General features: G+C 66.6%; 22 protein-coding genes. 13 read left to right on the top strand and 9 right to left on the bottom strand.

Going from position 1 to position 25210, the window contains the following annotated elements; genetic code table 11:
- Nucleotides 1–103: 103 nt before the first annotated feature.
- From nirD to OVY29_RS08430, 6 genes are all read right to left on the bottom strand, one after another.
- Entirely contained in the window at nt 104–448 is a 345-nt protein-coding gene (gene nirD, locus OVY29_RS08455; RefSeq protein ID WP_037553968.1) for a nitrite reductase small subunit NirD, read from the bottom strand.
- Nucleotides 445–2922, bottom strand: coding sequence for a nitrite reductase large subunit NirB (gene nirB / locus OVY29_RS08450; protein WP_037553969.1), 2478 nt, complete (start codon nt 2920–2922; stop codon nt 445–447). The genes nirD and nirB overlap by 4 nt, the downstream gene beginning before the upstream one ends.
- Nucleotides 2922–4124, bottom strand: coding sequence for a hypothetical protein (locus OVY29_RS08445; protein ID WP_037553970.1), 1203 nt, complete (start codon nt 4122–4124; stop codon nt 2922–2924). The genes nirB and OVY29_RS08445 overlap by 1 nt, the downstream gene beginning before the upstream one ends.
- Nucleotides 4125–4126: 2 nt before the next feature.
- Nucleotides 4127–5362: a nitrate/nitrite transporter gene (locus OVY29_RS08440; RefSeq protein ID WP_037553971.1), complete on the bottom strand. Its 1236-nt coding sequence runs from the start codon at nt 5360–5362 to the stop codon at nt 4127–4129.
- A gap of 259 nt (nt 5363–5621) precedes the next feature.
- Nucleotides 5622–6830 carry a CmpA/NrtA family ABC transporter substrate-binding protein gene (locus OVY29_RS08435; RefSeq protein WP_037553972.1) on the bottom strand — a complete coding sequence of 403 codons (1209 nt, stop codon included), beginning with the start codon at nt 6828–6830 and terminating at the stop codon, nt 5622–5624.
- Nucleotides 6827–7408, bottom strand: coding sequence for an ANTAR domain-containing response regulator (locus OVY29_RS08430; RefSeq protein ID WP_037553973.1), 582 nt, complete (start codon nt 7406–7408; stop codon nt 6827–6829). Before OVY29_RS08430 ends, OVY29_RS08435 begins: the two co-directional genes overlap by 4 nt.
- A 174-nt stretch (nt 7409–7582) precedes the next feature.
- Here OVY29_RS08430 and OVY29_RS08425 point away from each other — a divergent pair, with 174 nt between their 5' ends.
- The 4 genes from OVY29_RS08425 (at nt 7583) to leuC (ending at nt 12795) form a co-directional block, all read left to right on the top strand.
- Nucleotides 7583–8485 (top strand): EamA family transporter, encoded by a 903-nt coding sequence (locus OVY29_RS08425; RefSeq protein WP_052182040.1) that lies wholly within the window; start codon nt 7583–7585, stop codon nt 8483–8485.
- A 192-nt stretch (nt 8486–8677) separates the two neighbouring features.
- Nucleotides 8678–10069, top strand: coding sequence for a phosphotransferase family protein (locus OVY29_RS08420; RefSeq protein WP_313911168.1), 1392 nt, complete (start codon nt 8678–8680; stop codon nt 10067–10069).
- 21 nt (nt 10070–10090) lie between these two features.
- On the top strand, nt 10091–11386 hold the full coding sequence (locus OVY29_RS08415) for an acyl-CoA dehydrogenase family protein (protein ID WP_037553975.1): 1296 nt from the start codon (nt 10091–10093) through the stop codon (nt 11384–11386).
- A complete protein-coding gene (gene leuC / locus OVY29_RS08410) occupies nt 11383–12795 on the top strand; it encodes a 3-isopropylmalate dehydratase large subunit (protein WP_037553976.1) in 1413 nt (470 codons plus the stop codon). The genes OVY29_RS08415 and leuC overlap by 4 nt, the downstream gene beginning before the upstream one ends.
- On the opposite strand, the gene leuD is transcribed toward leuC, so the two are convergent.
- A complete protein-coding gene (gene leuD, locus OVY29_RS08405) occupies nt 12792–13376 on the bottom strand; it encodes a 3-isopropylmalate dehydratase small subunit (RefSeq protein WP_037553977.1) in 585 nt (194 codons plus the stop codon). The two genes, leuC and leuD, sit on opposite strands and share 4 nt — an antisense overlap.
- Before the next feature lie 185 nt (nt 13377–13561).
- Here leuD and OVY29_RS08400 point away from each other — a divergent pair, with 185 nt between their 5' ends.
- Entirely contained in the window at nt 13562–14068 is a 507-nt protein-coding gene (locus OVY29_RS08400; RefSeq protein ID WP_037553978.1) for a MarR family winged helix-turn-helix transcriptional regulator, read from the top strand.
- A gap of 64 nt (nt 14069–14132) precedes the next feature.
- On the top strand, nt 14133–14708 hold the full coding sequence (locus OVY29_RS08395) for an NADPH-dependent FMN reductase (RefSeq protein WP_037553980.1): 576 nt from the start codon (nt 14133–14135) through the stop codon (nt 14706–14708).
- On the opposite strand, the gene OVY29_RS08390 is transcribed toward OVY29_RS08395, so the two are convergent.
- Entirely contained in the window at nt 14705–15157 is a 453-nt protein-coding gene (locus OVY29_RS08390) for a MarR family winged helix-turn-helix transcriptional regulator (protein WP_037553981.1), read from the bottom strand. The two genes, OVY29_RS08395 and OVY29_RS08390, sit on opposite strands and share 4 nt — an antisense overlap.
- Nucleotides 15158–15300: 143 nt before the next feature.
- Here OVY29_RS08390 and OVY29_RS08385 point away from each other — a divergent pair, with 143 nt between their 5' ends.
- The 6 genes from OVY29_RS08385 to OVY29_RS08360 all read left to right on the top strand — a co-directional run bounded on the left by OVY29_RS08385 (nt 15301) and on the right by OVY29_RS08360 (nt 22327).
- A complete protein-coding gene (locus tag OVY29_RS08385; protein WP_037553982.1) occupies nt 15301–16935 on the top strand; it encodes a long-chain-fatty-acid--CoA ligase in 1635 nt (544 codons plus the stop codon).
- A 117-nt stretch (nt 16936–17052) separates the two neighbouring features.
- Nucleotides 17053–18183: an alpha/beta hydrolase gene (locus OVY29_RS08380; RefSeq protein WP_313911167.1), complete on the top strand. Its 1131-nt coding sequence runs from the start codon at nt 17053–17055 to the stop codon at nt 18181–18183.
- Between the two features lie 140 nt (nt 18184–18323).
- Entirely contained in the window at nt 18324–19304 is a 981-nt protein-coding gene (locus OVY29_RS08375) for an aminoglycoside phosphotransferase family protein (RefSeq protein ID WP_313911166.1), read from the top strand.
- Nucleotides 19301–20599, top strand: coding sequence for a phosphopyruvate hydratase (gene eno / locus OVY29_RS08370; RefSeq protein WP_037553985.1), 1299 nt, complete (start codon nt 19301–19303; stop codon nt 20597–20599). Before OVY29_RS08375 ends, eno begins: the two co-directional genes overlap by 4 nt.
- Nucleotides 20596–21516, top strand: a complete 921-nt coding sequence (locus tag OVY29_RS08365) for an NAD(P)-dependent oxidoreductase (protein ID WP_037553987.1) — start codon at nt 20596–20598, stop codon at nt 21514–21516. Before eno ends, OVY29_RS08365 begins: the two co-directional genes overlap by 4 nt.
- 118 nt (nt 21517–21634) lie before the next feature.
- Nucleotides 21635–22327 (top strand): alpha/beta fold hydrolase, encoded by a 693-nt coding sequence (locus OVY29_RS08360; protein ID WP_037553989.1) that lies wholly within the window; start codon nt 21635–21637, stop codon nt 22325–22327.
- 26 nt (nt 22328–22353) lie between these two features.
- Here the strand turns inward: OVY29_RS08360 and OVY29_RS08355 are convergent, their stop codons facing one another.
- A complete protein-coding gene (locus OVY29_RS08355; RefSeq protein ID WP_409581477.1) occupies nt 22354–23388 on the bottom strand; it encodes a 5-methyltetrahydropteroyltriglutamate--homocysteine methyltransferase in 1035 nt (344 codons plus the stop codon).
- A gap of 104 nt (nt 23389–23492) precedes the next feature.
- On the opposite strand from OVY29_RS08355, the gene OVY29_RS08350 reads away from it, so the two are divergent.
- Nucleotides 23493–25058 (top strand): long-chain-fatty-acid--CoA ligase, encoded by a 1566-nt coding sequence (locus OVY29_RS08350; RefSeq protein ID WP_037553991.1) that lies wholly within the window; start codon nt 23493–23495, stop codon nt 25056–25058.
- Nucleotides 25059–25210: the final 152 nt, after the last annotated feature.

The raw sequence follows: 25210 nt of genomic DNA, 5'->3' as shown, positions 1-25210 counted from the left end.
TTCAGGGGAGGGGTTGGGTTGGGGTTTGCAGGCGTCGCGCAAGGTCGCGGGACCCCACCCCCAACCCCTCCCCTGAAGGGGAGGGGCTTTAGAAGGTCGATCCTCACGCAGCCGCCTTCAGCGTGCTCGCGCGGCAGATGAGGACGCGGCCACCGTCGATCTTGACCGGGACGGTCGGGGTGCAGCCCTTGTCCTCGCCGAGCGCCTCGCCGGTCGAGAGGCTGATCCGCCAATTGTGCAGCGGGCAGGCGACCGCGCCGCCGTGGACGATGCCCTGGCTGAGGCGCCCATGCTTGTGCGGGCAGCGGTCGAGGAGGGCAAAGACCTTGCCCTCGGCGGTGCGGAAGACGGCGATGTCGTCGCCGCCCTCGACCTGCACGGTGCGGCTGCCGCGCACGGGGATCTGGTCGACCCAGCCGATGTCGAGCCATTCTGCGGTGGTGGTCATACGAGGGCCTCCTGCGGGGTGAAGCGCGCCATCGGCGCATGATGTTCGGCCTCGGCACCCTCGGCGCGCTGTGCCCAGGGATCGTCCTGTGAAAAGCTTTGCGCGTAGAGGAAGCGCGCGCGCAGCGCCTCGCGGCCCGCGGCGTCGTCGACGATCCGCCTCTTCACATATTCGACCCCGACGCGCTCGATCCACGGCGCGGTGCGTTCGAGGTAGCGCGCTTCCTCGCGGTAGAGCTGGATGAAAGCGGCGCAATGGTCCATCGCCTCCTGCTCGGTCGCGACCTTGCAGAGGAGGTCGGTGGCGCGCACGTGGATGCCGCCGTTGCCGCCGACGTGGAGTTCGTAGCCGCTGTCGACGCAGACGACGCCGAAATCCTTGATCGTCGCCTCGGCGCAGTTCCGCGGGCATCCCGACACCGCGATCTTGAACTTGTGCGGCATCCAGCTGCCCCAGCTCATCCGCTCGAGCTTGACGCCGAGCCCCGTCGAATCCTGCGTGCCGAAGCGGCACCATTCGGACCCGACGCAGGTTTTGACCGTGCGCAGCGCCTTGCCATAGGCATGCCCCGAGACCATGCCGGCGGCGTTGAGGTCGGCCCACACCGCGGGCAGATCCTCCTTCTTGATCCCGAAGATGTCGAGCCGCTGACCGCCGGTCACCTTGACCATCGGTGCATTATATTTCTCGACGACATCGGCGATCGCGCGCAGCTCGGTCGGGTTGGTGAGCCCGCCCCACATGCGCGGGACGACCGAATAGGTGCCGTCCTTCTGGATATTGGCGTGGAGGCGTTCGTTGACGAAGCGGCTCTGCTGGTCGTCCTGATATTCGCCGGGAAGCGCGCAGAGCAGGTAGTAATTGAGCGCGGGGCGGCACGAGGAACAGCCGTCGGGGGTCGTCCAGTGCAGCTTCTGCATCACCTCGGGGATCGAGCGCATGTCCTGTGCGACGATTTCGCGGCGCACGTCGTCGTGGCCGAAGCTGGTGCATTTGCACATCGTCTTCGGCCCCGACTGGACATCGTCGCCGAGGGTCAGCGCGAGCAGATTTTCGACGAGGCCGGTGCAGCTTCCGCAGCTCGCCGACGCCTTGCAGCTGCCGCGCACCGCATCGAGGCTGTGCGCGCCCTTGGCGATGCACGAGACGACCTGGCCCTTGGTGACGCCGTTGCAGCCGCAGATTTCCGCATCGTCGGAAAGCGCCGCAACGGCCGCCTTAGGGTCCGCCGCGCCGCCTCCCGCGGCGAAGGCCTGGCCGAATATCAGCAGGTCGCGGAGGTCGGAGACATCTTCCTGCTTCTTGAGCAGGTCGAAATACCAGCTGCCGTCGGCGGTGTCGCCATAGAGGACGGCGCCGACGATGCGGTCATCCTTGACGATGACGCGCTTGTAGACGCCGCGGCTCGCGTCGCGCAGCACGATGTCCTCGCACCCGTCGCCGCCCGAGAAATCGCCTGCCGAAAAGACGTCGATGCCCGACACCTTGAGCTTGGTCGAGGTCACCGAGCCGCGATAGCCGGTCGGCTGTTCGACCAGCCCGTCGGCGAGGCTGCGGCACATGTCCCACAAGGGCGCGACGAGGCCATAGACCTGTCCGTCATGCTCGACGCATTCGCCGACCGCGAGAACGGCGGGGTCGCTCGTCACCATATGATCGTCGACCTGGATACCGCGCCCGACCGCGAGGCCCGCGTCGCGGGCGAGGGCGACCGAGGGTCGGATGCCGACCGCCATCACGACGAGGCTGGCGGGGATCAGCGTCCCGTCCTTGAGCTTCACCCCCTCTACCTTGGCGTCGCCGACGATCTCGGCGGTGTCGGCGCCGGTCAGGATCGTCTGGCCGCGCGCTTCGAGCGCATTTTTGAGCAGCCAGCCCGCGGCTTCGTCGAGCTGGCGTTCCATCAGGGTCGGCATCAGGTGGATGACGGTGACTTTCATGCCGCGAAGCGAAAGCCCGTGTGCCGCCTCGAGCCCGAGCAGCCCGCCGCCGATCACCACCGCGTCGCCGCCGGCATCGGCCGCGGCGAGCATCGTGTCGACATCGTCCATGTCGCGAAAGGCGATGACGCCGGGCAGATCCTTGCCGGGGACGGGGATGATGAAGGGATCGGAGCCGGTCGCGATCAGCAGCCTGTCATAGCTTTCGCTGGCCCCGCCGCGCGTCGTCACCGTCTTGGCGGCGCGGTCGATCGCGACCACCGGGTCGCCCGCGACCAGCGCGATGCCGTTCGACGCATACCAGTCGGCATCGTTGATCACGATGTCGTCGAAGCTTTTTTCGCCCGCGAGCACGGGGGAGAGCATGATGCGGTTATAGTTGACGCGCGGTTCGGCGCCGAAAATCGTCACGCGGTAGCGCGCCGGATCGCGCGCGAGCAATTCCTCGACCGCGCGGCAGCCGGCCATGCCGTTGCCGATCACCACGAGATGCTCGCGCGTGTCGCTTTCCGCCTTGATCGGGCGATGTTCCATCAGAGTGTCCAGTCCAGTTGCAGCCAGAATTTGTCGGTGTCGGTGGCGAAATTGTCGGCGTCGTAGTGCGCGTAGCGGGCGGAGGCGGTGAATTTGCCGAGCTTGGCGCTGGCGAGCAGGTCGATCTCGTCGCCATAGGAACGGCTGGCGCGATCGCTGCGATAATTGTGGTATGCGGCTTGCAGCGTCACGGCCTTGAGCGCGCCGACTGCCTCCCAGCCCCAGCCGGCGGTCGCATAGAGGTCGCGCACGCCGTCGGGCGGGGTAACGAGAAACTTGTCGGCCCAGCCCTGGAATTTGAACCCGGTTGCGAGGGGGGTCTGGAAGCTCGTCAGCGCCACGCCGTCGTCGGCGCCGAGTATCTCATACCCGGCGCCGATCCGGGGGCCGCCAAGATCGACCGCGACATCGGCGCGCCAATAGTCGGCGGCATAGTTGTTGGGGTTGCGGTGCCAGTCGGACTGGCGCGCATAGCTGAACTGATACGCGATCCTGGCCTTTCCGAGCGGCTGGCTGCCGTCGAGCCGGACGCCGTAGCTCTGGTTCGACAGGCGGAAGCCCTGCATCGCGGCCTCGTCCTGATCGACGAGATAGACGAAGGCGGCGATTTTGCCGGCGGGCGTCTGCGCGCTCAGATTGGCGAAGACATTGTCGCCCGATACCGCCTGCTGCCGCGCGCCGGCTCCGTCGATCCCCCAGATCGTGCGGATGCTCCACGCGTAGGCGACATCGGCCTTCACGCCCCTCACCGGGGTGATTTCGGCGCGCACCGCGTCGAAGCTCTGGCCGTTCTGACGAAATCCGACCGAGCCCACGAAACGCTCGTCGTCGAAGCCGAGCCTCTGACGGCCCGCAGTGACCGCAAAAGCGGGCGCGGCGTAGCGAAGCTGCGCGCGGGCGAGGGCGATATTGTCGGGGTCGGCGACCAGCGGCCGCGTCGCGGCACCGTGGAGGCCGTCGAAATAGTCGTCGACGATGGCGAGATTGCCCTGACCCTCGACCAGCGCCGACCAGCGTCCCGTCTTTACCTCGACCCCGGCGCGGACGCGCAGGGTGAGCGCGTCGGCGTCGGCGGCAAGCCCGTCCTGATCGACATTTTCATAGCGGAGCCGGGCTTCGCCGAGGGGCGTCAGCAGCGCCTCCTCGGCGTGCGCCGTCCCGGCCGGCGCGAGCGCCAGCAGCAGGATGAAGGTGCGGTCCATGTTTAGATCCGCACGCCTTCGGCGGCGCCCCAGGCCCTGCGCCACTGGCCCTTGACGAACATCAGCGCGACGAGCGCCGCGACGGCGAGCCCCGCAAAGATGTAGAAGCCCGGCGCGAAGCTGCCGCTCCACTGTTTTGCAAAGCCAAGCGAGGAGGCGAGGTAGAAGCCGCCGACGCCGCCCGCCATGCCGACGAGCCCGGTCATCACGCCGATCTCGGCCGAAAAACGCTGCGGGACGAGCTGGAACACCGAGCCGTTGCCGGTGCCGAGCGCGAGCATCGCGATCACGAACAGCCCGAGCGCGGCGGGCAGCGTCGCGGCCTGCGGCACCCCGGCGAGCGCGAGCGCGGCGACGACGAACACCATCATCAAAGCCTTGACCCCGCCGATGCGGTCGGCGAGCGCGCCGCCCATCGGGCGCACCAGCGACCCCGCAAAGACGCAGCCGGCGGTGCAATATCCCGCCATCACGGGGGTGAGGCCGAACTGGTCGGTGAAATAGATGGGAAGCGAGGCGGCGAGCCCGACGAAGCCGCCGAAGGTCACCGAGTAGAAGGCCATCAGCCACCAGGCGTCGGCGGTCTTGAGCGGCTCGAAATAATTGGCGAGCTTCTTCGGCGCGGGGGCATCGGGCGCGTCCTTCGCCATCGCAAGATAGAGGAAGAAGACGATCGTCAGCGGTATGCACGCGAGCCCGAGCACGGCGTTCCAGCCGAAGATCTTGGCAAGGCCCGGCGCGAACAGCGCGGCGAGCACGGTGCCCGAATTGCCCATGCCGGCGAGCCCCATCGCCTTGCCCTGATGTTCGGGCGGATACCAGCGGCTGGCGAGCGGCAGCGCGATCGCGAAGCTGGCGCCCGCGAAGCCGAGGATGATACCAAGCGCGAGCGTACCGGCGAAGCTTTCGACGCCCGTAAGCCAGGCGGTGAACAGGCCCAGGATAACGATGAGCTGGCTGATCGCGCCCGCACGCTTCGGCCCGATTCGGTCGACGAGCAGGCCGTTGACCACGCGCAGCACCGCGCCGGCCAGCGTCGGCACTGCGACCATCAGACCCTTTTGCGCCGGGGTCAGGCCGAGGTCTTCGGAGATCGCGGGCGCGAGCGGGCCGAGGATGACCCAGACCATGAAGGCGAGGTCGAAATAGAGAAAGGCGGCTACGAGCGTCGGCCAGTGGCCGCTCGCCCAGAAACTCGATCCGGATGCCGTGCCGGCACCTCCGCTTGCAGTCGTCATCGTCCGTCCCCTTGTGCGACGGGCAATAAAAAAGCCGCCAGGACGGCGGCCGCGCGGGCGCATCCTGACGGCTTCATTGCCTGTGGGATTTCCGGGGAAAAGGCTCCCCGTCCGCCTGCGGTTCGGCCCCCTCGTTGGAGCCGTCGCCGCCTTGTCCTGCCCCGGCAGCTTTGCCGGGTGGGACTAAACTGCCTGATTCTCAGGCAGGCGGCAAGCGTTTATTTCGCAGGTGCAGCAAAAAAGGGAGCGTGGAACAAACTCAGGGAAGTTCAGCGAGATAGGCCTCGATATCGTCGGGGTCGAACGCGCGGCCGTCGAAAAACCGGTCGCTGCCGAGCGTCAGGCGACCCTGCGTCGAGCCCGCGCCGATCGGTTCGTCGAGCCCGCCCTCGAGCTTCGAACTCGCGCCCGGGAGGGGCGCGCCCGAGCCCGCGAGCGCGCTCCGGTATACATCGGGACGGAAGACATCGCCGGCGGCGGCGGCTTGCGCCGGATCGAAGGCCATGAAGTCCCAGCGGACCATCTGCGAATAGAGCCATGCCGCCTGGCTGCGCCAGGGGAAGTTCGCGGCCTCGCGATACTGGAACATGAAGTCGGGATAGTGCATCGGCTCGCCGCCCGGCGCGAGCCGGATCCGGTCGGTGATCGCGCGCAGCACGGCGTCGCGCGGTGCATCCAGATACTCCGGCCGCGCCAATATCTCCGCGCTCGTTTCGACCGCGCCGGGTTCGACGAAATGCGCGGCGGCCGCGTGCAGCGCGCGGACCAGCGCCTCGACCGTGTCGCGTCGCTCGTCGAGAATTGCGGCGCGCATCGCGAGCACTTTCTCGACCCCGCGCCGCCAGATCTGCGCGGTGGCGAGGGCGATGTGGCCGACGCCGCGATCGACCGCGATCGAGTTCCACGGCTCGCCGACACAGATGCCGTCAACTTCGCCCGCCGCGAGCGCATCGGCGGCGAAGGGCGGGCTGGTGACGACGATCTCCACATCGACGTCGGGCTGGATGCCGACTCCCGCGAGCCAGTAGCGCAGCATATAATTATGGCTCGAATAGCGGTGCACCACGCCGAAACGCAACGGCTTGTCCGCCGCCTTGCGCGCCGCCGCGATCGCCCGCAGCGCCGCCCCGGTTTCAGTTGGATCGCCGAGCGCGTTGCCGAGCCCCACCTCGTCGGCGAGCCCGGTCGAAAAGGTCACCGCATTGCCGTTGAGCCCGAGCACGAACGGCACCGCGAGGGGAACCGGAGGCCGGTCGCGCCCGAGCGTGGTTGCGATCGCCAGCGGTGCGATCATGTGCGCCGCGTCGGTGTGGCCGTAAAGCAACCGGTCGCGCACCGTCGCCCAGGTCATGTCGCGGACGAGTTCGATCTCCACGCCTTCGCGGGCGGCGAAACCCATCTCGTGCGCCAGGATCGGCAAGGCGGCGTCGACCAGCGGCAGAAAACCGATACGAAACCTGTCGGTCATTCCATGTCCCCCATCAGCGCCTCGCTCGTTACGATCGCCTCCGCGATTTCGGAAATGCGGCGGTTGCTGCGCATCGCCTGACCGCGCAGCAACGCATAGGCTGCCGGCTCGTCGACCTGGCGGCGCTTCATCAGGATCGTCTTGGCCTTGTCGATGACCGCGCGCTCGGCGAGCGCGTTTTTCGCTTCGTCGAGCTCGCGCTGGAGGCGCGAGAAGGCCTGGAAACGCCGCACCGCAAGGTCGATCACCGGCTTGATCCGCTGTTTCGACAGGCCATCGACGACATAGGCCGACACCCCCGCGTCGATCGCCGCCCCGGTCGCTTCGGCGTCGCTCTGGTCGACGAACATCGCGATCGGCCGCGCCAGCGCGCGCGACATGGCGAAATAATCCTCGAGCAGATCGCGGCTGGGGTTTTCGAGATTGATCAGGACGACTTCGGGCTGCGCCGCCTCGATCTGGCGGGCGAGCGCGCCGGCGGGGTCGATCAGCACCAGATCGTCGAGTCCCGCCTCGCGCAAGCCATCGGAAATGATCGCCGCGCGCGTCGTGCTGGTATCGATGATCGCGATCCTCATGGCACGCGCCTTACGCGGGGATGTTCGAATCTTCCAGCGTCATCATGTTCGGGGCGCCGAAAGAATAGCTTGATGGCCCGGACGGGACATTTTCGTTGCGGGTCCGGCCTGTGTTCAGGGACGCGCCGAACGCACCTTGCGAATTGGCCCGCTCTTGTCCAACGACGAGCGGCCATGACCTTTCCCGACCCCAGGACGCCCATTCGCGGAACGATCGATTTGCTCGCGCTCGGCGCGCTGTTCCTGTCGCTCGTTTCGGTGACGGGCGGTGCGGCGCTGGCGAAGAGCCTGTTCCCGCTGGTGGGTCCTGCGGGGACCACGGCGCTGCGCCTGATCTTTGGCGCGATCCTGCTGTCGGTGGTGCTCCGCCCGTGGCGGCTGAACTATCGCGAGGGGTGGCGCTCGATCCTTGCCTATGGCGTCGTGCTCGGCGCGATGAACCTCAGCTTCTACAATGCGCTGAGCTATATTCCGCTCGGCATCGCGATCGCGATCGAATTCATCGGTCCCTTGAGCGTCGCGGTGCTGACCTCGCGCCGGCGCGCGGACTTTCTCTGGATCGGGATCGCGGTGTTCGGCCTGCTGCTCCTGCTGCCGATTCGCGCGGGCACGGCGCATCTCGACTGGCGGGGCGTCGCGCTGGCGCTGTTCGCGGGGCTTTGCTGGGCCGCCTATATATTGCTCGGTAAGCGCGCGGGCGCGCAGCACGGCCCCGCCGCCGCGGCGGGCGGCACGATCGTCGCGGCCGTCGTCGCGGCGCCGATCGGCATCATCCACGCCGGCGCCGATCTGCTCCAGCCGGAGATATTGGCGCTTGGGCTGGTCGTGGGCCTTGTTTCGAGCGCGATTCCATACGGATTCGAAATGGTCGCGCTGCGCCGCCTCCCGCCGAACAGCTTCGGCACGCTGCTCAGCGCCGAACCCGCGGTCGGGGCGCTGATGGGTTTCTTCCTGCTCGGCGAATTGCTCTCTTTCACGCAATGGTTTGCGATCGGCCTGGTCATATTGTCGTCGATCGGCACGGCGAAGGGCGCGGGCGATTATTCGCCGGCCGAACCGCCGTTCGACGGCGAATAGTCCGGAGGCCGGGTGTGGCTGCCACACGCGTCGGGCGCATGGGCGCGGACCCGGGCGAAAACGAACCGCGCTTCGTCGATTGACGCCAAATCTGTTATCCGGCCTGTCGAGCTGGCTTGCCGCGAACCGATTCCTCGCTTATAGTTAGCATACTAAGTAAAGTGTCGGGCGACGGGGGTGGGAAGCAGGGCTATGCGCGAGATACCGACGAAACCCGATGTTGCGCCCATCGCCGGCTCTGTGACGGATTTGTCCGATCTGCTTTCCCTGTTGATGCTGCGCATCGTTGGCGCCGGCGCGCTTTCCGGTTTGTCGCGCCTTTCGGGCGGGGCGAATATGGAGAGCTGGTCGTTCGACTGGCGGGCGGAGGGCCGGACGGCGGGTTATGTCCTGCGCCGCGCGCCATCGGCCGCCTATATGGCCGATCGTCCGTTCGGGCATCGCGACGAGGCGGCGCTGGTGATGGCGGCCTGCGCGGCGGGGGTTCGGGCGCCGGAGGTGGTGGGGGTGCTGGAGCCGGGCGACGCTCTCGGCACCGGCTATGTGATGCGGCGGGTGGTCGGCGAGGTGTCGCCGGCGAAGATATTGGCCGATCCGCCCGCGTCGTTGCTCGGGGATCTCGGCCGCGAGCTGGCGCATATTCACGCCATTCCGCTGGAGACGGTTCCCGATGCGATCCCGCCGATGGACACGGGCGCGGCGCTCGCCGAGCTCAAGGCGCGCTTTCTGTCTTACGGCGGCGACCGCCCGGCGATCGCGCTCGCGATCCGCTGGTGCGAGGATCATCTGCCCGACCCGGCGCCGCCGGTGCTGGTGCACGGCGACTACCGGATGGGCAACGTGATGGCGGGAGTGGACGGCCTGGCCGCGGTGCTCGACTGGGAGCTGGCGCACCGGGGCGACGCGCACGAGGATCTGGCGTTCGGCTGCATGAGCGTGTGGCGCTTTGGACAGCTGGACAGGCCCGCGTTCGGGCTCGGCAGCCTCGACGATTATTTTGCGGCCTATGAGGGCGCCGGCGGGACGCGTGTCGACGTGGACCGTTTTCGCTTCTGGCTCGTCTACCGGACGCTCTGGTGGGCGCTTGGGTGCCTGCAGATGGGGCAGGCATGGCGGAGCGGCGCCGACAAGACGGTCGAGCGCGTCGTCGTCGGGCGGCGGACGGCCGAGCAGGAGCTCGACCTCGTCCGGCTGATCGAGGCGGAGGCGCCCGATGCCGAGCGCGACCGGGCGCTTTCCGCGTCGCTGGATGCCGCACCCGCGCCGATGGGCGAGCCGACCAATGCCGAGATGGTCGAGGCGGTGCGCGACTGGATCGCGAGCGCGATCAAGCCGGCGTCCGAGGGGCACGCCAAGTTCGAGGCGGTGGTCGCGATGAACGCGCTCGGTATCGTGCTGCGCGATCTGGGCGCCGGATGCCGCGCGGAGGACAAGGCGCTCGCGGATGCCCTGCTGTCGGGCGAGCGGACGCTTGCCGAGGCCGGGCTGCTCGCAAAGCTGCGGCGCGATGTGCTCGACAAATGCGCGGTCGACAGCCCCAAATATGCGCCGCTGGCCGCGGCGCGCGCGGCGTGGCGCGGATAAGATAGATTAGGGAGAGAGACGATGGATTTTGCGATGCCCGCCGACCTTGCGGCCTATCTGGACGAGCTCGATCGCTTTATCGCGGCCGAGATCAAGCCGCTCGAGCTTGCGGACGACAATATCCGCTTTTTCGACCATCGCCGCGAGCATGCGCGCACCGACTGGGACAATCAGGGGCTGCCGCGGCACGAGTGGGAAGAGCTGCTCAAGGCCGCGACGCGCAAAGCCGACGCCGCGGGCCACTGGCGTTTTTCGGCGCCGAAGAAATATGGCGGCAAGGACGGCAGCAACCTGTGGATGGCGGTGATCCGCGAGCATCTGGCGGCGAAGGGGCTGGGGCTGCACAACGACCTTCAGAACGAGCACAGCATCGTCGGCAACTTCCCCTTTGTGGAGATGTTCGAACAGTTCGGGGTCAGCGACGAACAGAAGGCCGAGTTCATCCTCGGCGGGTTCGAGGGCAGGCGGCGCACCGCCTTCGGCCTGACCGAACCCGATCACGGCAGCGACGCGACGCATATGGAGACGCGCGGCGTGCGAGAAACGCGCGATGGCGTCGACGGCTGGCGCATCGACGGGCGCAAGATGTGGATCACCGGCATGCACGTCGCGACGCACTGCGCGACCTTTTGCCGCACGAGCGGCGCCGACGGGAATGCGAAGGGCATCACCTGCCTGCTCGTGCCGACGGGAACGCCGGGGATGAGCGTCGACGAATATATGTGGACGTTCAACATGCCGACCGACCATCCACGCATGACGTTCACCGATGTGTGGGTGCCCGACAGCGCGCGGCTCGGCCCCGAGGGCGGCGCGCTCGCGATCGCGCAAAGCTTCGTCCACCAGAACCGCATTCGCCAGGCGGCAAGCTCGCTGGGCGCCGCCGTCTACTGCATCGAGGAGAGCGTGAAATACGCCCGGACGCGCAAGCCGTTCGGCGAGGCGCTGGCGAAGAACCAGGCGATCCAGTTCCCGCTCGTCGAGCTGGCAACGCAGGCCGAGATGCTGCGCCTGCTCATCCGCAAAACCGCGTGGGATATGGACAACACGCCGCACAAGGAAATCGAGCGCACGCTGTCCGACAAGGTCAGCATGTGCAACTATTGGGCGAACCGCCTTGTCTGCGAAGCCGCCGACCGCGCCATGCAGGTCCACGGCGGCATCGGATACTCGCGCCACAAACCCTTCGAACATATCTATCGCCACCATCGTCGCTATCGCATCACCGAAGGCGCCGAAGAGATTCAGATGCGGAAAGTCGCAGCCTATCTCTTCGGTTATCTGGGGCCCCGGAAAGAGACGCTGGGGAAATTGTGACCCGCCCGCGCACGCTTTACGACAAGATATGGGATGCGCACGCCGTCGCCGAGGACGATGGCGAGACCCTGCTCTATATCGACCTGCACCTGCTGCACGAGGTCACGTCGCCTCAGGCCTTTGCCGGCCTTGTGGCCGCGGGGCGGGCGGTGCGGCGTCCCGAGCGCGCGCTGGCCCTGTCCGACCATAATGTCCCGACGGCGGGGCAGGCGGCAGGACCTGCGGGGGTCGCCGACCGCGAGGCGCGCGCGCAGCTCGAAGTGCTGGTCGAAAATACGCGTCATTTCGGGATCGAGAATTTCCCGATGGGCGATCCGCGCGGCGGGATCGTCCATGTCGTCGGCCCCGAACAGGGGCGCTCGCAGCCGGGGATGACGATCGTCTGCGGCGACAGCCACACCTCGACCCACGGCGCGTTCGGTGCGCTCGCCTTCGGGATCGGAACGTCGGAGGTCGAACATGTGCTGGCGACGCAGACGATCCGCCAGCGCCGCTCGCGCAACATGCGCGTGCGCGTCGAGGGCGCGCTGGCGCCGCATGTCCATGCCAAGGATCTCGCGCTTCATTTGCTCGGCACGATCGGCGTCGACGGCGCGGGGGGGCATGTCATCGAATATGCCGGCGAGGCCGTGCGGGCGCTGTCGATGGAAGCGCGGATGACGCTGTGCAACCTCAGCATCGAAATGGGCGCGCGCGCCGGACTGGTCGCGCCCGATGCGACGACGCTCGCCTATCTGAAGGGCCGCCCTGCGGCGCCGCGCGGTGACGCTTGGGAGGCAGCCGCGGCGCGCTGGGCGGCGCTGGCGAGCGACGCCGGTGCGGCATTCGACCGCGAACTGCAATTTGATGCCCGCGATGTGCGGCCGATGGTGAGCTGGGGGACCAACCCGTCGCAGGTCGTCGCGATCGACGATCCCGTTCCCCACCCGGCGGCGCTGGCCGATCCCGACGCGCGCGCCGCGGCCGAGCGGGCGCTCGCCTATATGGACCTTGCCGCCGGGCGGGCGATTGCCGGCCAGCGGCTCGACCGCATTTTCATCGGCAGCTGCACCAACAGCCGGATCGAGGATTTGCGCATCGCCGCCGACATTGTGCGCGGACGCCGCGTCGCGCCGCACGTCCGCGCGATGGTCGTGCCGGGATCGGGACTGGTCAAGAGACAGGCCGAGGCGGAGGGTGTCGCCGACACGCTGCGCGCCGCGGGGTTCGACTGGCGCGAGCCCGGCTGTTCGATGTGCGTCGGAATGAACGCCGACCGGCTCAACCCCGGCGAACGCTGCGCCGCGACCTCGAACCGCAATTTCGAGAATCGCCAGGGGCGCGGTGGGCGCACCCACCTGATGAGCCCGGCGCTCGCGGCGGCGAGTGCGATTGCGGGCTGTATCGCGTCGCCCGAAATGCTGGGCTAGAGCGCCGCTTCGAACCGCGCGATGGCGTCGGCATGACGCAGCGTGCGGGCGATATCGTCGAGTCCCTCCATCAATATGCGCCGGTCGTCGGGATCGACGTTGAAAGCGATCGTTTCGCCCGAGGCGAGGCGGATGCGCTGCACTTCGAGGTCGACCTCGATGGGCGCATATTGCGCAGCTTCGATCTCGCCGCGCAGTCGGGCGCAACATTCATCGGGCAAGCGAACCAGCAGCAGGCCGTTCTTGCGCGCATTGCCCGCGAAGATATCGCCGAAACTCGGCGCGATGACGCAGCGGATGCCGAAATCGGTGAGCGCCCACACTGCATGTTCGCGCGACGAGCCGCATCCGAAATTGCGGTCGGCGACCAGAATCCGCGCGTCGCGGCAGGCAGGCCGGTTGAGAATGAAATCCGCGCGTTCGCGACCATCCCCGTCGAAGCGCAGCTCGCGGAAGAGATGGCGGCCCAGGCCCGAACGCGTCAGCGCCTTCATATATTCGGCGGGAATGATCATGTCCGTGTCGACATTGGCGAGCGGCAAGGGCGCCGCGACCGCTTTCGTCCGAATGAATTTTTGCACATCGCCTCCATTAACTTAGCATTCTAAGTATATCGATCGACGAATCTTGTCCAACATTATCGCGGGGTTGGAACGGCGACAGGACAGGACGCGACGACGAAGATGGTTGCCGCGCGAACCTTCGCGTCCTAAGATTTGATACGCGGCGGGGTCGGCACCCGGCGCCGCGACAGGGGAGCAGGATTTTGGTCAAGAAAACAAAGGATTATCGGCATCCTGCCGAATATTACACCGATCCTGAAAACAGCATCGGCTACCTCGCGCGCGTCGTCTTCCGCTCCTTTTCGCGGCTGCTCGAACGCCGCACGCTGACGCATGACGTGTCGGCGGGGCAGTGGCGTTTCCTGCGCCAGCTGTGGCGCGAGGACGGCATTACCCAGCGCGAACTCAGCGAACGCGTCGGGATGCGCGAGCCGACCACCGTCGTCGCGCTGAAAGGGCTGGAAAAGGCCGGGCTGATCACGCGCAAGAAGACCGCCGACGACCGGCGCAAGACCTTCATCCATCTGACTCCGCACGCCAAGAAGCTCGAGTTAATCCTCGCGCCGATGAACGCCGAGATCCACGAGATCGCGACCAAGGGCATGAGCGACGAGGAGGTCGAGGTGTTGCAGGGGCTGATGCGCCGCGTGATCGACAATCTCGCCGACGAAACGCGCAAGCTCGCGGTGCTTTCGGACATCAAGGCCTGACCGCTTGATCTTGCCGCGACCGGACAATAAGTTAGTATTCTAATCATATTGTCCGGGAGGAAAAATGACCAGCATCGCCGTCATCGTCGGGAGCATTCGCGAGGGATCCTATAACCGCGCGTTGGGCGAACTTGCCGCCGCGAGCCTCGAAGCGCAGGGCGCAAGCGTCACGCGGGTCGATCTCGCGGCGTTCGACCTGCCGCTTTATTCGGCGGCGCTTGAAGCCGGTGCCTTTCCGCCCGATGCGCTGAAGCTCAAGGCGCTGTTCGCCGCGCAGGATGGGCTGCTGTTCGTGTCGCCCGAATATAATGGTTCGCTGCCGCCGCTGCTCAAGAATGCGATCGACTGGGCGTCGCGGCCCACCGGCGATGAGGGACTTGTCGCGCTCTCCGCCTATCGCGGCAAGGCGGCGGCGATCATGTCGGCGTCGATCAGCCCGTTCGGGGGGCTGCGCGGGCTGATGCACCTGCGCCAGATCTTGTCGACGATCCAGATGCTCGTGATCCCCGAACAGGTGCTGGTGCCGAACGCGCACGCCGCCTTTGCCGAGGATGGCAGTCTGAAGGAGCCGTTGCCCGCGTCGCTGGTGGATATGACCGCCGCGCGGCTGGTCGCCGTCGCGAAGGCGCTTGCCGTCTAGCGAGTGCGCGAAGTCGCGCGCGCGCGCGCGATATTGTCGCCCCAGTCGGCCTCGAGCGCGGCGAGCAGCGCGTCGAACTTGTCCTGACCCAAGCGGTCGGCGATCTGCGCGGTGAGCGCGTCCATCGAACGCTGCGCATCCTTGCGCATGCGCGCGCCAAGGTCGGTCAGCGACACGATCATGTGGCGGCGGTCGTCGGGATCGACGTCGAGCCGAACGATGCCGAGCTTCACCATCTGGTTGATCGTGCTGTGGACCGCTTGCCGCGACACGCCGAGGTTGCGCGCGATGTCCGACGGGCGCACGACGCCGCTGACGATATTGGTCATTATCATCGATTGCGGGCGATTGACGTCGGGCCAGCCATGATCGTGAAGCCGCGCTTGCAGCCCTTCGTCGAGCCAGCAGAAGCGTTGAAAAAGCGCGATGATAAGCTGGTTTGTGCGCATATGACGCTATGTTGTGCCCCTGTTGCCGGCGGGTGCCGACATCGTCACGCTAGAAGAGCGATGCGGGCGAAGCAAGGCCGGGCGGCGTTGCAAAGGCAAAATACTTAGTATACTATCTATTCAGCGACGAGGGAGAGTGCCGCATGGACGGGTTGATGCAGAATGTGCCGCTGACGGTCGACCGGATCATCGACCATGCGGCGAACTGGCACGGCGCGCGCGAGATCGTGTCGCGCGATGCCGAGGGGCGCGTCACCCGCGCGACCTATGCCGACATTCATGCCGACGCGAAGCGCGTGTCGAATGCGCTCGCCGCCGAAGGGATCAAGCCCGGCGACCGCGTCGCGACGATGGCGTGGAACGGCGCGCGGCACCTCGCCGCCTGGTATGGCGCGGCGGGGATGGGCGCGGTGCTCCACACCCTCAACCCGCGGCTGTTCCTCGAACAGATCGCCTATATCGCGAACCATGCCGGCGACCGGCTTCTGATCGCCGATCCCGCGACCGCCGAACTTGTCGAAGAGTTGCTGCCGCAGGTGCCATCGATCGAGAAGGTGATCTTTTTCTGCGACGCGGCGTCGTTGCCGAAAACCAGCTTTGCCGCGACCGCCTTCGACGACTGGATCGCGGGGCATCCGGCCGAATATGATTGGGGTGCATTCGACGAGAATGCCGCGTGCGGGCTTTGCTATACCAGCGGCACGACGGGCAATCCCAAGGGCGTGCTCTATTCGCACCGCTCCAATTACATCCATGCGCTGATGACGTTGCAGCGCGATGCGCTCGCGCTGTCGGCGCGCGACACCGTGCTGCTCGTCGTGCCGATGTATCACGCCAACGCTTGGGGCGTCGTCTATTCGGCGCCCGCGGTCGGTGCGAAGCTCGTGCTGCCCGGGCAGCGCATGGACGGCGAATCGATCTATAATCTGATCGAAGGGGAAGGCGTCACTTATTCCGCCGCGGTGCCGACGGTGTGGCAGATGCTGCTCACCTATATGCAGGAAAATGGGAAGCGTTTCACGACGCTGGAGCGCGTGACGATCGGCGGCTCGGCGTGCCCCGAATCGATCATCCGCACCTTCCGCGACGATTATGGCGTCGACGTCATACAGGGCTGGGGCATGACCGAAACCTCGCCGCTCGGCACCGTGTCGGTTCCCAATGCGGCGGTCGCGGCGAAGTCCGAACCCGAGCAGATGGCTTATAAGCTCAAGCAGGGGCGGCTGCTCTGCGGGCTGGAAATGAAGCTCGTCGACGACGCCGGTAGCCGGCTGCCGCACGACGGCAAGACCCCGGGGCGGCTGATGATCAAGGGGCCGACGATCGCGGGCGCCTATTATGGCGGCGAGGGCGGCGAGGTGCTCGACGACGAGGGTTTTTTCGATACCGGCGACGTCAGCACGATCGATGCCGAAGGCTATATGCAGATCACCGACCGCGCCAAGGATGTCGTGAAGTCGGGCGGCGAGTGGATCAGCTCGATCGAGATCGAGAATATCGCGATGGGGCACGCCGCGGTCGCCAACGCCGCGGTCGTCGGGGTTGCGCATCCCAAATGGGACGAGCGGCCGATCCTGCTGTGCCAGCTCAAAGAGGGCGCGAACGCCTGCGCTGAGGATTTGAAGGCCTATCTCGACGGCAAGATCGCGCGCTGGTGGATGCCCGACGACGTGCTGTTTGTCGATGAAATCCCGCTCGGCCCGACTGGCAAGATCGATAAAAAGGCCATTCGCGCCGGGCTGGAAGGCTACAAGCTGCCTTTCGAGGTTACGCGCTGAGATGGTTCCCATTTTCGTCATCCCGGACTTGATCCGGGATCCATTCAACCAGCGCCGAGGCAATGGATCCCGGATCAAGTCCGGGATGACGATGCGATATAACAGACAGGAGAGACGATGATGGACCCGAACGGGATCGAAGGACTGGACGCGCAATTTATCGGGCGCATATCGCCGACCGCGCCGCGCATTCAGGCGGGCGGGCATCCGTGCCAGGGCATTTACTGGACCGAAAGCGGCAAGCGGCCGAAGGTCGCGATCATCGCGACACACTATAATGTCGATTTCTCCGAACATTATATCGCCCCCTATTTCGCGCGGCAGGGTTTCGGTTTCCTCGGCTGGAACACGCGCTATCGCGGCGTCGAGGACCAATTCCTGCTCGAACATGCGGTGCTCGATATCGGCGTCGGCATGAAGTGGCTCAAAGAAGAGGCGGGGGTCGAGCAGATCGTCATTCTTGGCAATTCGGGCGGCGGCTCCTTGATGGGCGCCTATCAGGCCGAGGCGATCGCGCCGACGCTGACCGATCGCCTGCCGTCGGCCGGGCAGGATGCGCTCGCGCAGCTCGTCAAGGGCGACCTCTACATCAGCTTCAACGCGCATCAGGGGCGCCCCGAAGTGCTGACCGACTGGATGGACGCATCGGTGATCGACGAGAATGATCCGACGCTGACCGATCCCGAACTCGATCCGTTCAATCCCGACAACGGGCCGCCCTATTCGGACGCGTTCATCGAAAAATATCGCGCCGCGCAGCGCGCGCGCAACCAGCGCATCACCGACTGGGCGAAGGCCGAACTGAAGCGGTTGAACGACGCGGGCATTCCCGACCGCATCTTCCCGATGTTCCGTTGCTGGGGCGATATCCGCTGCGTCGATCCCGCGATCGACCCGTCGGACCGCAAGCCCAATTGGTGCTATCGCGGCGACCCCGCGATCGCGAACCGCACGCCGAGCATCGGGCGCGCTAATACGATCAAGACCTGGCTCAACATGTGGAGCCTCGAAACCTCGCCGTGCCAGGGCCAGCCGCATCTCGCGAAGCACGACACGCCCGCGCTCGTGGTTCAGGGCACCGCCGACACCGGCGTTTTCCCGAGCGACGCGCGCAAAATCTTCGATTTCCTCGGGAGCAGCGACAAGAAGCTCGAATTGATCCCCGGCGCGCATTATTTCGAGGACTCGATCGAGGAGCGGCAGAATGCCGCCGACCTCGTCGGCGCCTGGATCCGGGAGAAGCTGTAATTTGCGACGCATATCACCCTCTCCCTTCCGGCGCTTCGCGCCTCCCTCCCTCTCCCATTGGGAGAGGGAAGGGGCCCACTGGCCCCGCCGGTGGGAAGGGTGAGGGTGGAATGCCTCTGAATGCGCTAGGGTAGCTGAACATGGAAACGGCAGAACCGGACATCATCGCGGACCTGCGCGCCGCCGGACTGGTGGGGGATAGCGATGTCGTCCTCGAACCGCTGACCGGCGGCGTGTCGTGCGATGTGTGGAAGGTCGAGACGCCCACGGGGCCGATCGTCGTGAAGCGTCCGCTCGAACAGCTGCGCGTCGCCGCCGAATGGCATGCGCCAGTCGAGCGCGGGACGAGCGAGGTGCGCTGGCTCAGGCGAGCGCGCGGCGTCGACCCGCGCATCGCACCCGAAGTGCTCGCCGAACTGCCCGGTCACGCTTTCGCGATGCGCTTCCTCCCCGGCTGTCCGGTGTGGAAGGACGAGCTGATGGCGGGGCGTGTCGATCCCGCCTTTGCGGCGCAGGTGGGGCAGGGGATCGCCGCTGTGCACGATGCAACCGCGCACAATGATCGCGACCGCGCCGCCTTTCCCAACGACGAGATGTTCCGTGCGCTGCGCGTCGATCCTTTTCTGCTCTATGTTGCGCAGCAAGATAGCGAACTCGCGCCCGCGCTCACCGCGCTCGCCGACGATCTGGCCTCGCGCAAGATCGCGCTCGTCCACGGCGACGTCAGCCCCAAGAATATCCTTGTCAGCGGCGATGGCCCGGTGTTCCTCGACGCCGAATGTGCGGTCTATGGCGATCCGGCCTTCGACCTTGCCTTTTGCACGACGCACCTGTTGCTGAAGGCGGTGTGGTCGGACGATGCCCGGATGAATGTAGCCGCCGGGGCACTGGTTGCGGCCTATCGCACCGGTATCGGCTGGGAGGACGCCGACGGCTTGCTGCTGCGCGCGGGCAAGCTCACCGCCGCGCTCCTCCTCGCGCGCGTCGAGGGCAAGTCGCCCGCGCCCTATCTGACCAACCCCGAACACAAGCGCACCGTGCGCGATCAGGCGCGCATGCTCATCCTCGCGCCGCAATCGATCGACGCGCTCGTCGCCAACTGGAAAAGGACCTTCCAATGACTTCGCGTATCGCCTCCGTCACCGGCCGCCAGCTTTGGGATTCGCGCGGCCGGCCCACCGTCGAGGCCGAAGTGGTGCTCGAATCGGGCGCGATCGGGCGTGCGATCGCGCCCGCAGGCGCCTCGCGCGGCGCGCATGAAGCCATCGACCTGCGCGACGGCGGCGACGCGTTCGGTGGCTTCGGCGTCAACCGCGCGGTGGCGGGGATCGGATCGGAAATCGCGGGCGCGATCGCCGGCATCGACGCGCGCGATCAGGCGGCGGTCGACGCTGCGCTCTGCGCGCTCGACGGCACAGCCAACAAGGCGCGGCTCGGCGCGAACGCGGTCGTCGCGGTATCGATGGCGGTGCTTCATGCCGCAGCCGCCTACGCGCGCGAGCCGCTATGGCGCTATCTCGCGGGCGGGCGCAAGGTGCGCGTCCCGCTACCCGAAATCCAGATATTCGGCGGCGGTGCGCATGCGGGGCGGCGCACCGATGTGCAGGATTTCATGGTGATGTGCCCGAAGGCGGGCAGCTTCCGCCGCGCGCTCGAAATCACCGACGACGTCTATCGCGCGGCGGGCAGGCTGATGGAAGCCAAAGGTCCGCTGTCGGGCGTCGCCGACGAAGGCGGCTGGTGGCCCAATTTTGCGTCGAACGAGGATGCGCTCGATACGATGACCAAGGCGATCGAGGCGAGCGGGCACCGCGCGGGCGAAGAGGTATTCATCTCGCTCGACATCGCCGCGAACGAGCTCGGCGATGCGGGCGGCTATGATCTCGCGCTCGACGACGGACGCCTGTCGGGCGAGGAAATGGCGGCGCGGATCGTCGAATGGGCGAAGCGCTATCCGATCCTGTCGATCGAGGATCCGGCGGGGCAGGACGACTGGACGACGATGGCGGCGGTGACCGCGGCGATCGGCGACAAGGTGCAGATCATCGGCGACGATGTGCTCGTCACCAATGCCGAGCGCGTCGCGCGCGCGGCCGAGGCGGCGGTGTGCAACGCGGCGCTGATCAAGGTCAATCAGGTCGGCACCGTCACCGAGGCGAAAGCCGCGCTCGACGCTGCGGTAGCGCGCAGCTGGGGTGCGATCGTGTCGGCGCGCTCGGGCGAGAGCGAGGATGTCACGATCGCGCATCTCGCGACCGGCTGGGACGCGGGGCAATTGAAGGTCGGCAGCTTCACGCGGTCGGAACGCATGGCGAAGTGGAACGAGATGCTGCGGATCGAGGAAGCGATGGGTGCCGATGCCGAATTCGCGGGCTTTTCGGCCTTTGCAGGTTCGATCGGCCGGGTCGCGGCATGATCGTCCTCCACGCCCGCCCGAGCCCCGGATTCCGCGAGGCTGTCGATGCGATCTTCGGACCCGGCGTCGTCGTGCATGTCGACGAGGCGGCGCCGCTCGACGCGGTGGCGCCCGACATCACCGCGCTGCTCCACGTTCTGACTCCCGTCACGCCCGACTTCATCACCTCGGCGCCGAAGCTGAAGCTGATCCAGAAGCTGGGGGTCGGCGTCAACACGATCGCGCTCGATTCGGCGCAGAGCCATGGCGTCGCGGTGTGCAATATGCCTGGCGCCAACAGCCAAGCGGTCGCCGAAATGGCGCTGTCGCTGATGATGGCAGTGTTGCGGCGCACCTGCTTCTTCGATGCGCGAACGCGTAGCGGCGAGGGCTGGACCGCCGATCCGTCCGAGCTGGACAGTGTTGGCGAGATCGGCGGGCGCACGGTCGGCCTCGTCGGTTTCGGCAACTCGGCACAGCTGCTGGCGCCGGTGCTCGCGGCGCTCGGCGCAAAGGTCGTGTATACCGCGCGCGGCGCGCGGGATGTGCCCTATGAATATTGGCCGCTCGACCGCCTGCTCGCCGAAAGTGATATCGTGTCGCTGCACATCCCGCTCACCGACGACACGCGCGCATCGATCGACCCCTTCGCGATGAAGAAGGGCGCGGTGCTCGTGAACACCGCGCGCGGCGAACTGGTCGATGAGGCGAAGCTGGTCGAGGCGCTCACATCGGGACATCTCCGCGGCGCGGGGCTCGATGTCTTCGCCGAAGAACCGCTGCCGCGCGGCAACCCATTGCTCGGTCTGCCAAATGCGGTGCTCGCGCCGCACATCGCCTGGCTCACCCCCGAAACGCTCGTGCGCAGCCTGACGGTCGCCCAGGAGAATTGCCGCCGTCTCGCCGCGGGCGAGGCGCTGTTGCATCAGGTGGTCTAGCGGCCCCCCTGTTCCATTTGTGCTGAGCCTGTCGAAGCACCGCTCTTTCTTTGACGTTGAAAAGGAAGAACGGCCCTTCGACAAGCTCAGGGCAAATGGTTTGATAAGAGGTATTCGAATGACTCTCCCCATTGTCCTCATCACCGGCCAGCTTTTGACCGACGCCGTGTGGCAGCCCCTGCTCGACGCGTGGACCGATCGCGACGTCATCGTCGCCGACAACCGCAGCGACGACAGGATCGAGGGCTTTGCGCAGCGCCTGCTCGACAACGCCCCGCCGCAATTCGTGCTGGTCGCGCATGCGATGGGCGGCTTCGTCGCCTTTGAGGTCATGCGTCGCGCCCCCGAACGTGTCGCCAAGCTCGCGCTCATCTCGACGCTCGCTTCGGCCGACGGCCCGACGCAGACCGCCCGGCGGCAGGGCTATATCGACCTCGTCGAAAGCGGCAATTTCGATCAGGTCGTCGAGGAACGCATTCCGATCCTCTTTCCCGAAGGGAAGCGGAGCGACGAGCGCCTGCTCGATATCGCCCGCCAAATGGCGGCCGACACCGGCGCCGGCACCTTCCTCGCGCAGCAGCGCGCGATCATGGCGCGCATCGACAGCCGCCCGCGGCTCGGTGAGATTGCGGTGCCGACGCTGCTGATCTGGGGCGAGAAGGACGGCATCACCAGCCGCGCGCATCATGACGAGATTGTCGAGGCGATCCCGGGGGCGCGGCTGGAAGTGGTCGCGGGCGCGGGGCATTTGCCGACGGTCGAGGCGCCCGACGTAGTGGTGGCGTTGCTAAGCGCGTTCATCGACGCATAATCCCCTCCCGCAAGCGGGAGGGAGAATTACTTCAGTTCCGCCCGCACCAGTGCCGTACCCTCGACCATCGCCTTCAGCTTCGCCTGGCTATGCTCACGGCTGTGATATTTCATCCCGCAATCGGGCGCGATCCACAGGCGCTCGGCGTCGACGTAGCGTAGCGCCTCGCGGATGCGGTTCGCGACGATTTCGGGGGGCTCGACTTCGGTGATCGACAGGTCGAGCACGCCGTACATGATGGTCTTGGTCGGCAGTTCGGCGAGGATCGCGGGGTCGAGCCCCGGCTGCGCGGCCTCGATCGAAATCACGTCGATCGCCGAGGCTTCGAGTTCGGCAAGGAAGTCATAAGCCTTGGGCTTCGGTCCGGTCGCGCCCGCGCCGTGATGCACCATCGCATAGCCGAAGCAGATATGGAGCGCGGTGGTGCCGCCGACGCCGTCGAGTGCGCGGTTGATCGCCTCGACCGCATAGCTGTTCGCCTCGGCGGCGCGCGCCTGCAGATAGGGTTCGTCGAGCTGGACGACGTCGACGCCCGCCGCGAACAGATCCTTGACCTCGGCATTGACCGCGTCGGCATAGTCCATCGCGAGCGCGCGCAGGTCTGGATAATATCCGTTCTCGGCCTGCTGCGTCATCGTGAAGGGACCGGGGAGGGTGAGCTTCACCGGTTTCGTTGAATGACGGCGCAGGAAGGCCGCATCCTGCGCCTCGATCGGCGCGACGCGGCGGATCGGGCCCGAGACGAGCGGCACCGGATTCGCGTTGCCGGTGCGGTCGATCGCGGTGCCGTGCTTCTCGCGGTCGATTCCCGAAAGCGCGGTCGCGAGCCGGTTCGAATAGCTTTCGCGGCGCATCTCGCCGTCGCCGACGATGTCGATGCCGAGCTCTTCCTGGTCGCGGATGGCCATCAGCGTCGCGGCTTCCTGCGCGTCGGCGAGCCAGGGTTCGGGGATGCGCCACAAGGTCTCGGCACGCACGCGCGGGGGCAGGCTGGCCTTCAGCCGTTCGCGGTCGATCAGCCAGTCGGGCTGGGGGTAGCTTCCGACGATCGTCGTCGGCAATATGGGGTGGTCGAACAAGGCCAATCCTCTCGATTTTTGGGCTGGCCAAACATTTGCTTAGTATTCTATCTAATTCAAGTCGAAACGACGGTTGGGAGAGCAAAATGATCGATCTGGAGGCCATCCGGACGCTGGCGGACATTCCGGCGGCACAAGCGAAAATGCGGGGGCGCGCGACCGCAGTGAAGTTCGGGACGCGCGAGACGAGTTTCGCCGAACTCGACGCGCGCTCGAACCGCGTCGGACACGCTTTGATCGCATCGGGCATTGCGCCCGGCGACCGCGTGTCGGCGCTCACCAAGAACCACGACAGCTGGTATCCGCTCTTCTTCGGCACCGCGCGCGCACGCGCCTGCTTCGCGCCGATCAACTGCCGCCTCGCACCCGCCGAAATCGGCTTCATCCTCGGCGATGCCGGGCCGAAGCTGCTCTTCGTCGGCGAGGATTTCTTCGACTGCGCGCTCGCGGCGGTGGCCGATCTGGCCGCGCCGCCGCGCCTGATCGCGCTCTACGGCGAACATCCGGCGTTCGAGCCGTTCGACGCGTGGCTTGGCGGCGCATCCGACGCGCCGCTCGCCGACGCGCCGCAACTCGCCGACGATGTGCTTCAACTCTACACCAGCGGCACGACCGGGCTGCCCAAGGGCGTCGTGCTGACCAACGCCAATTATCGCACTTTCCTCGAAGCGGCGACCAAGGTCGACGGCTTCGCTTATGGCGAGGACGAGACGGTGATGATCGTCATGCCCTTGTTCCACGTCGCGGGGACGAACGTTAGTTTCTCGGGGCTCGCGCAAGGCGGACGGCTGGTGCTGGTGAAGGATTTTACAGCTCCCGACGCGGTGCGGATGTTGCGCGAGGAAGATGTCGCGCACGCCTTCCTCGCCCCCGCGATGATCCAGATGATGCTGCTTCAGCCCGATGCGAACAGCGGCGCTTATCCGCAGCTCAAGTCGATCGCCTATGGCGCCTCGCCGATCGCCGAGGATGTCCTGCGCCGGGCGCGCGCAACCTTCGGCTGCGATTTCGTGCAATTCTACGGGATGACCGAGTCCGCCGGCGGTGGCTCCTACCTCTCGCCCGCCGCGCACGATCTGCCGGGCAAGCTCACATCATGCGGCAAACCCTGGCCGGGCGCCGCAATGGCGATCCTCGATGGCGAGGGGAACGAACTCGACGAGGGCGAGATCGGCGAGATCGCGATCCGCGGCGGCATCGTGATGAAGCAATATTGGAACCGCGCCGCGGCGACCGAAGAGACGCTCGCTGGCGGCTGGCTCCACACCGGCGACGTCGGCTATCGCGACGCCGACGGATTCTATTACGTCCACGACCGCATCAAGGACATGATCGTGTCGGGGGGCGAGAATGTCTATCCGGCCGAGGTCGAAAGTGCGATCATGGGCTGCCCGGGCGTCGCCGATGTCGCGGTGATCGGCGTCCCCGACGACAAGTGGGGCGAGGGGGTGAAGGCGCTGATCGTCCCCGCCGCGGGCGCGGCGCTCGAGCCCGCCGACGTGATCGCTTGGGCGCGCGCGCGGATTGCCGCGTATAAGGTCCCCAAAAGCATCGCGTTCATCGACGCCTTGCCGCGCAATCCGTCGGGCAAGGTGCTCCGCCGCGAATTGCGCGCGCCCTATTGGGAAGGGCGCGACCGCGCGGTGGGGTAGGCTGGATTTCGGCCTTGGGGTGGTGAGCTGCCCCCTCGTGCACCCCGGCGAAAGCCGGGGTCCAGTGCGGAAAAGCGCCAGGTTGGCGTCCGCATTCTGGGCCCCGGCTTTCGCCGGGGATCACATATTTAACGTCCGCATTCGGTCGAAAG

Source organism: Sphingopyxis sp. SE2, from assembly GCF_032227185.1.
Taxonomy (GTDB): domain Bacteria; phylum Pseudomonadota; class Alphaproteobacteria; order Sphingomonadales; family Sphingomonadaceae; genus Sphingopyxis.
This window is presented reverse-complemented; position numbering and strand designations above follow the sequence as displayed.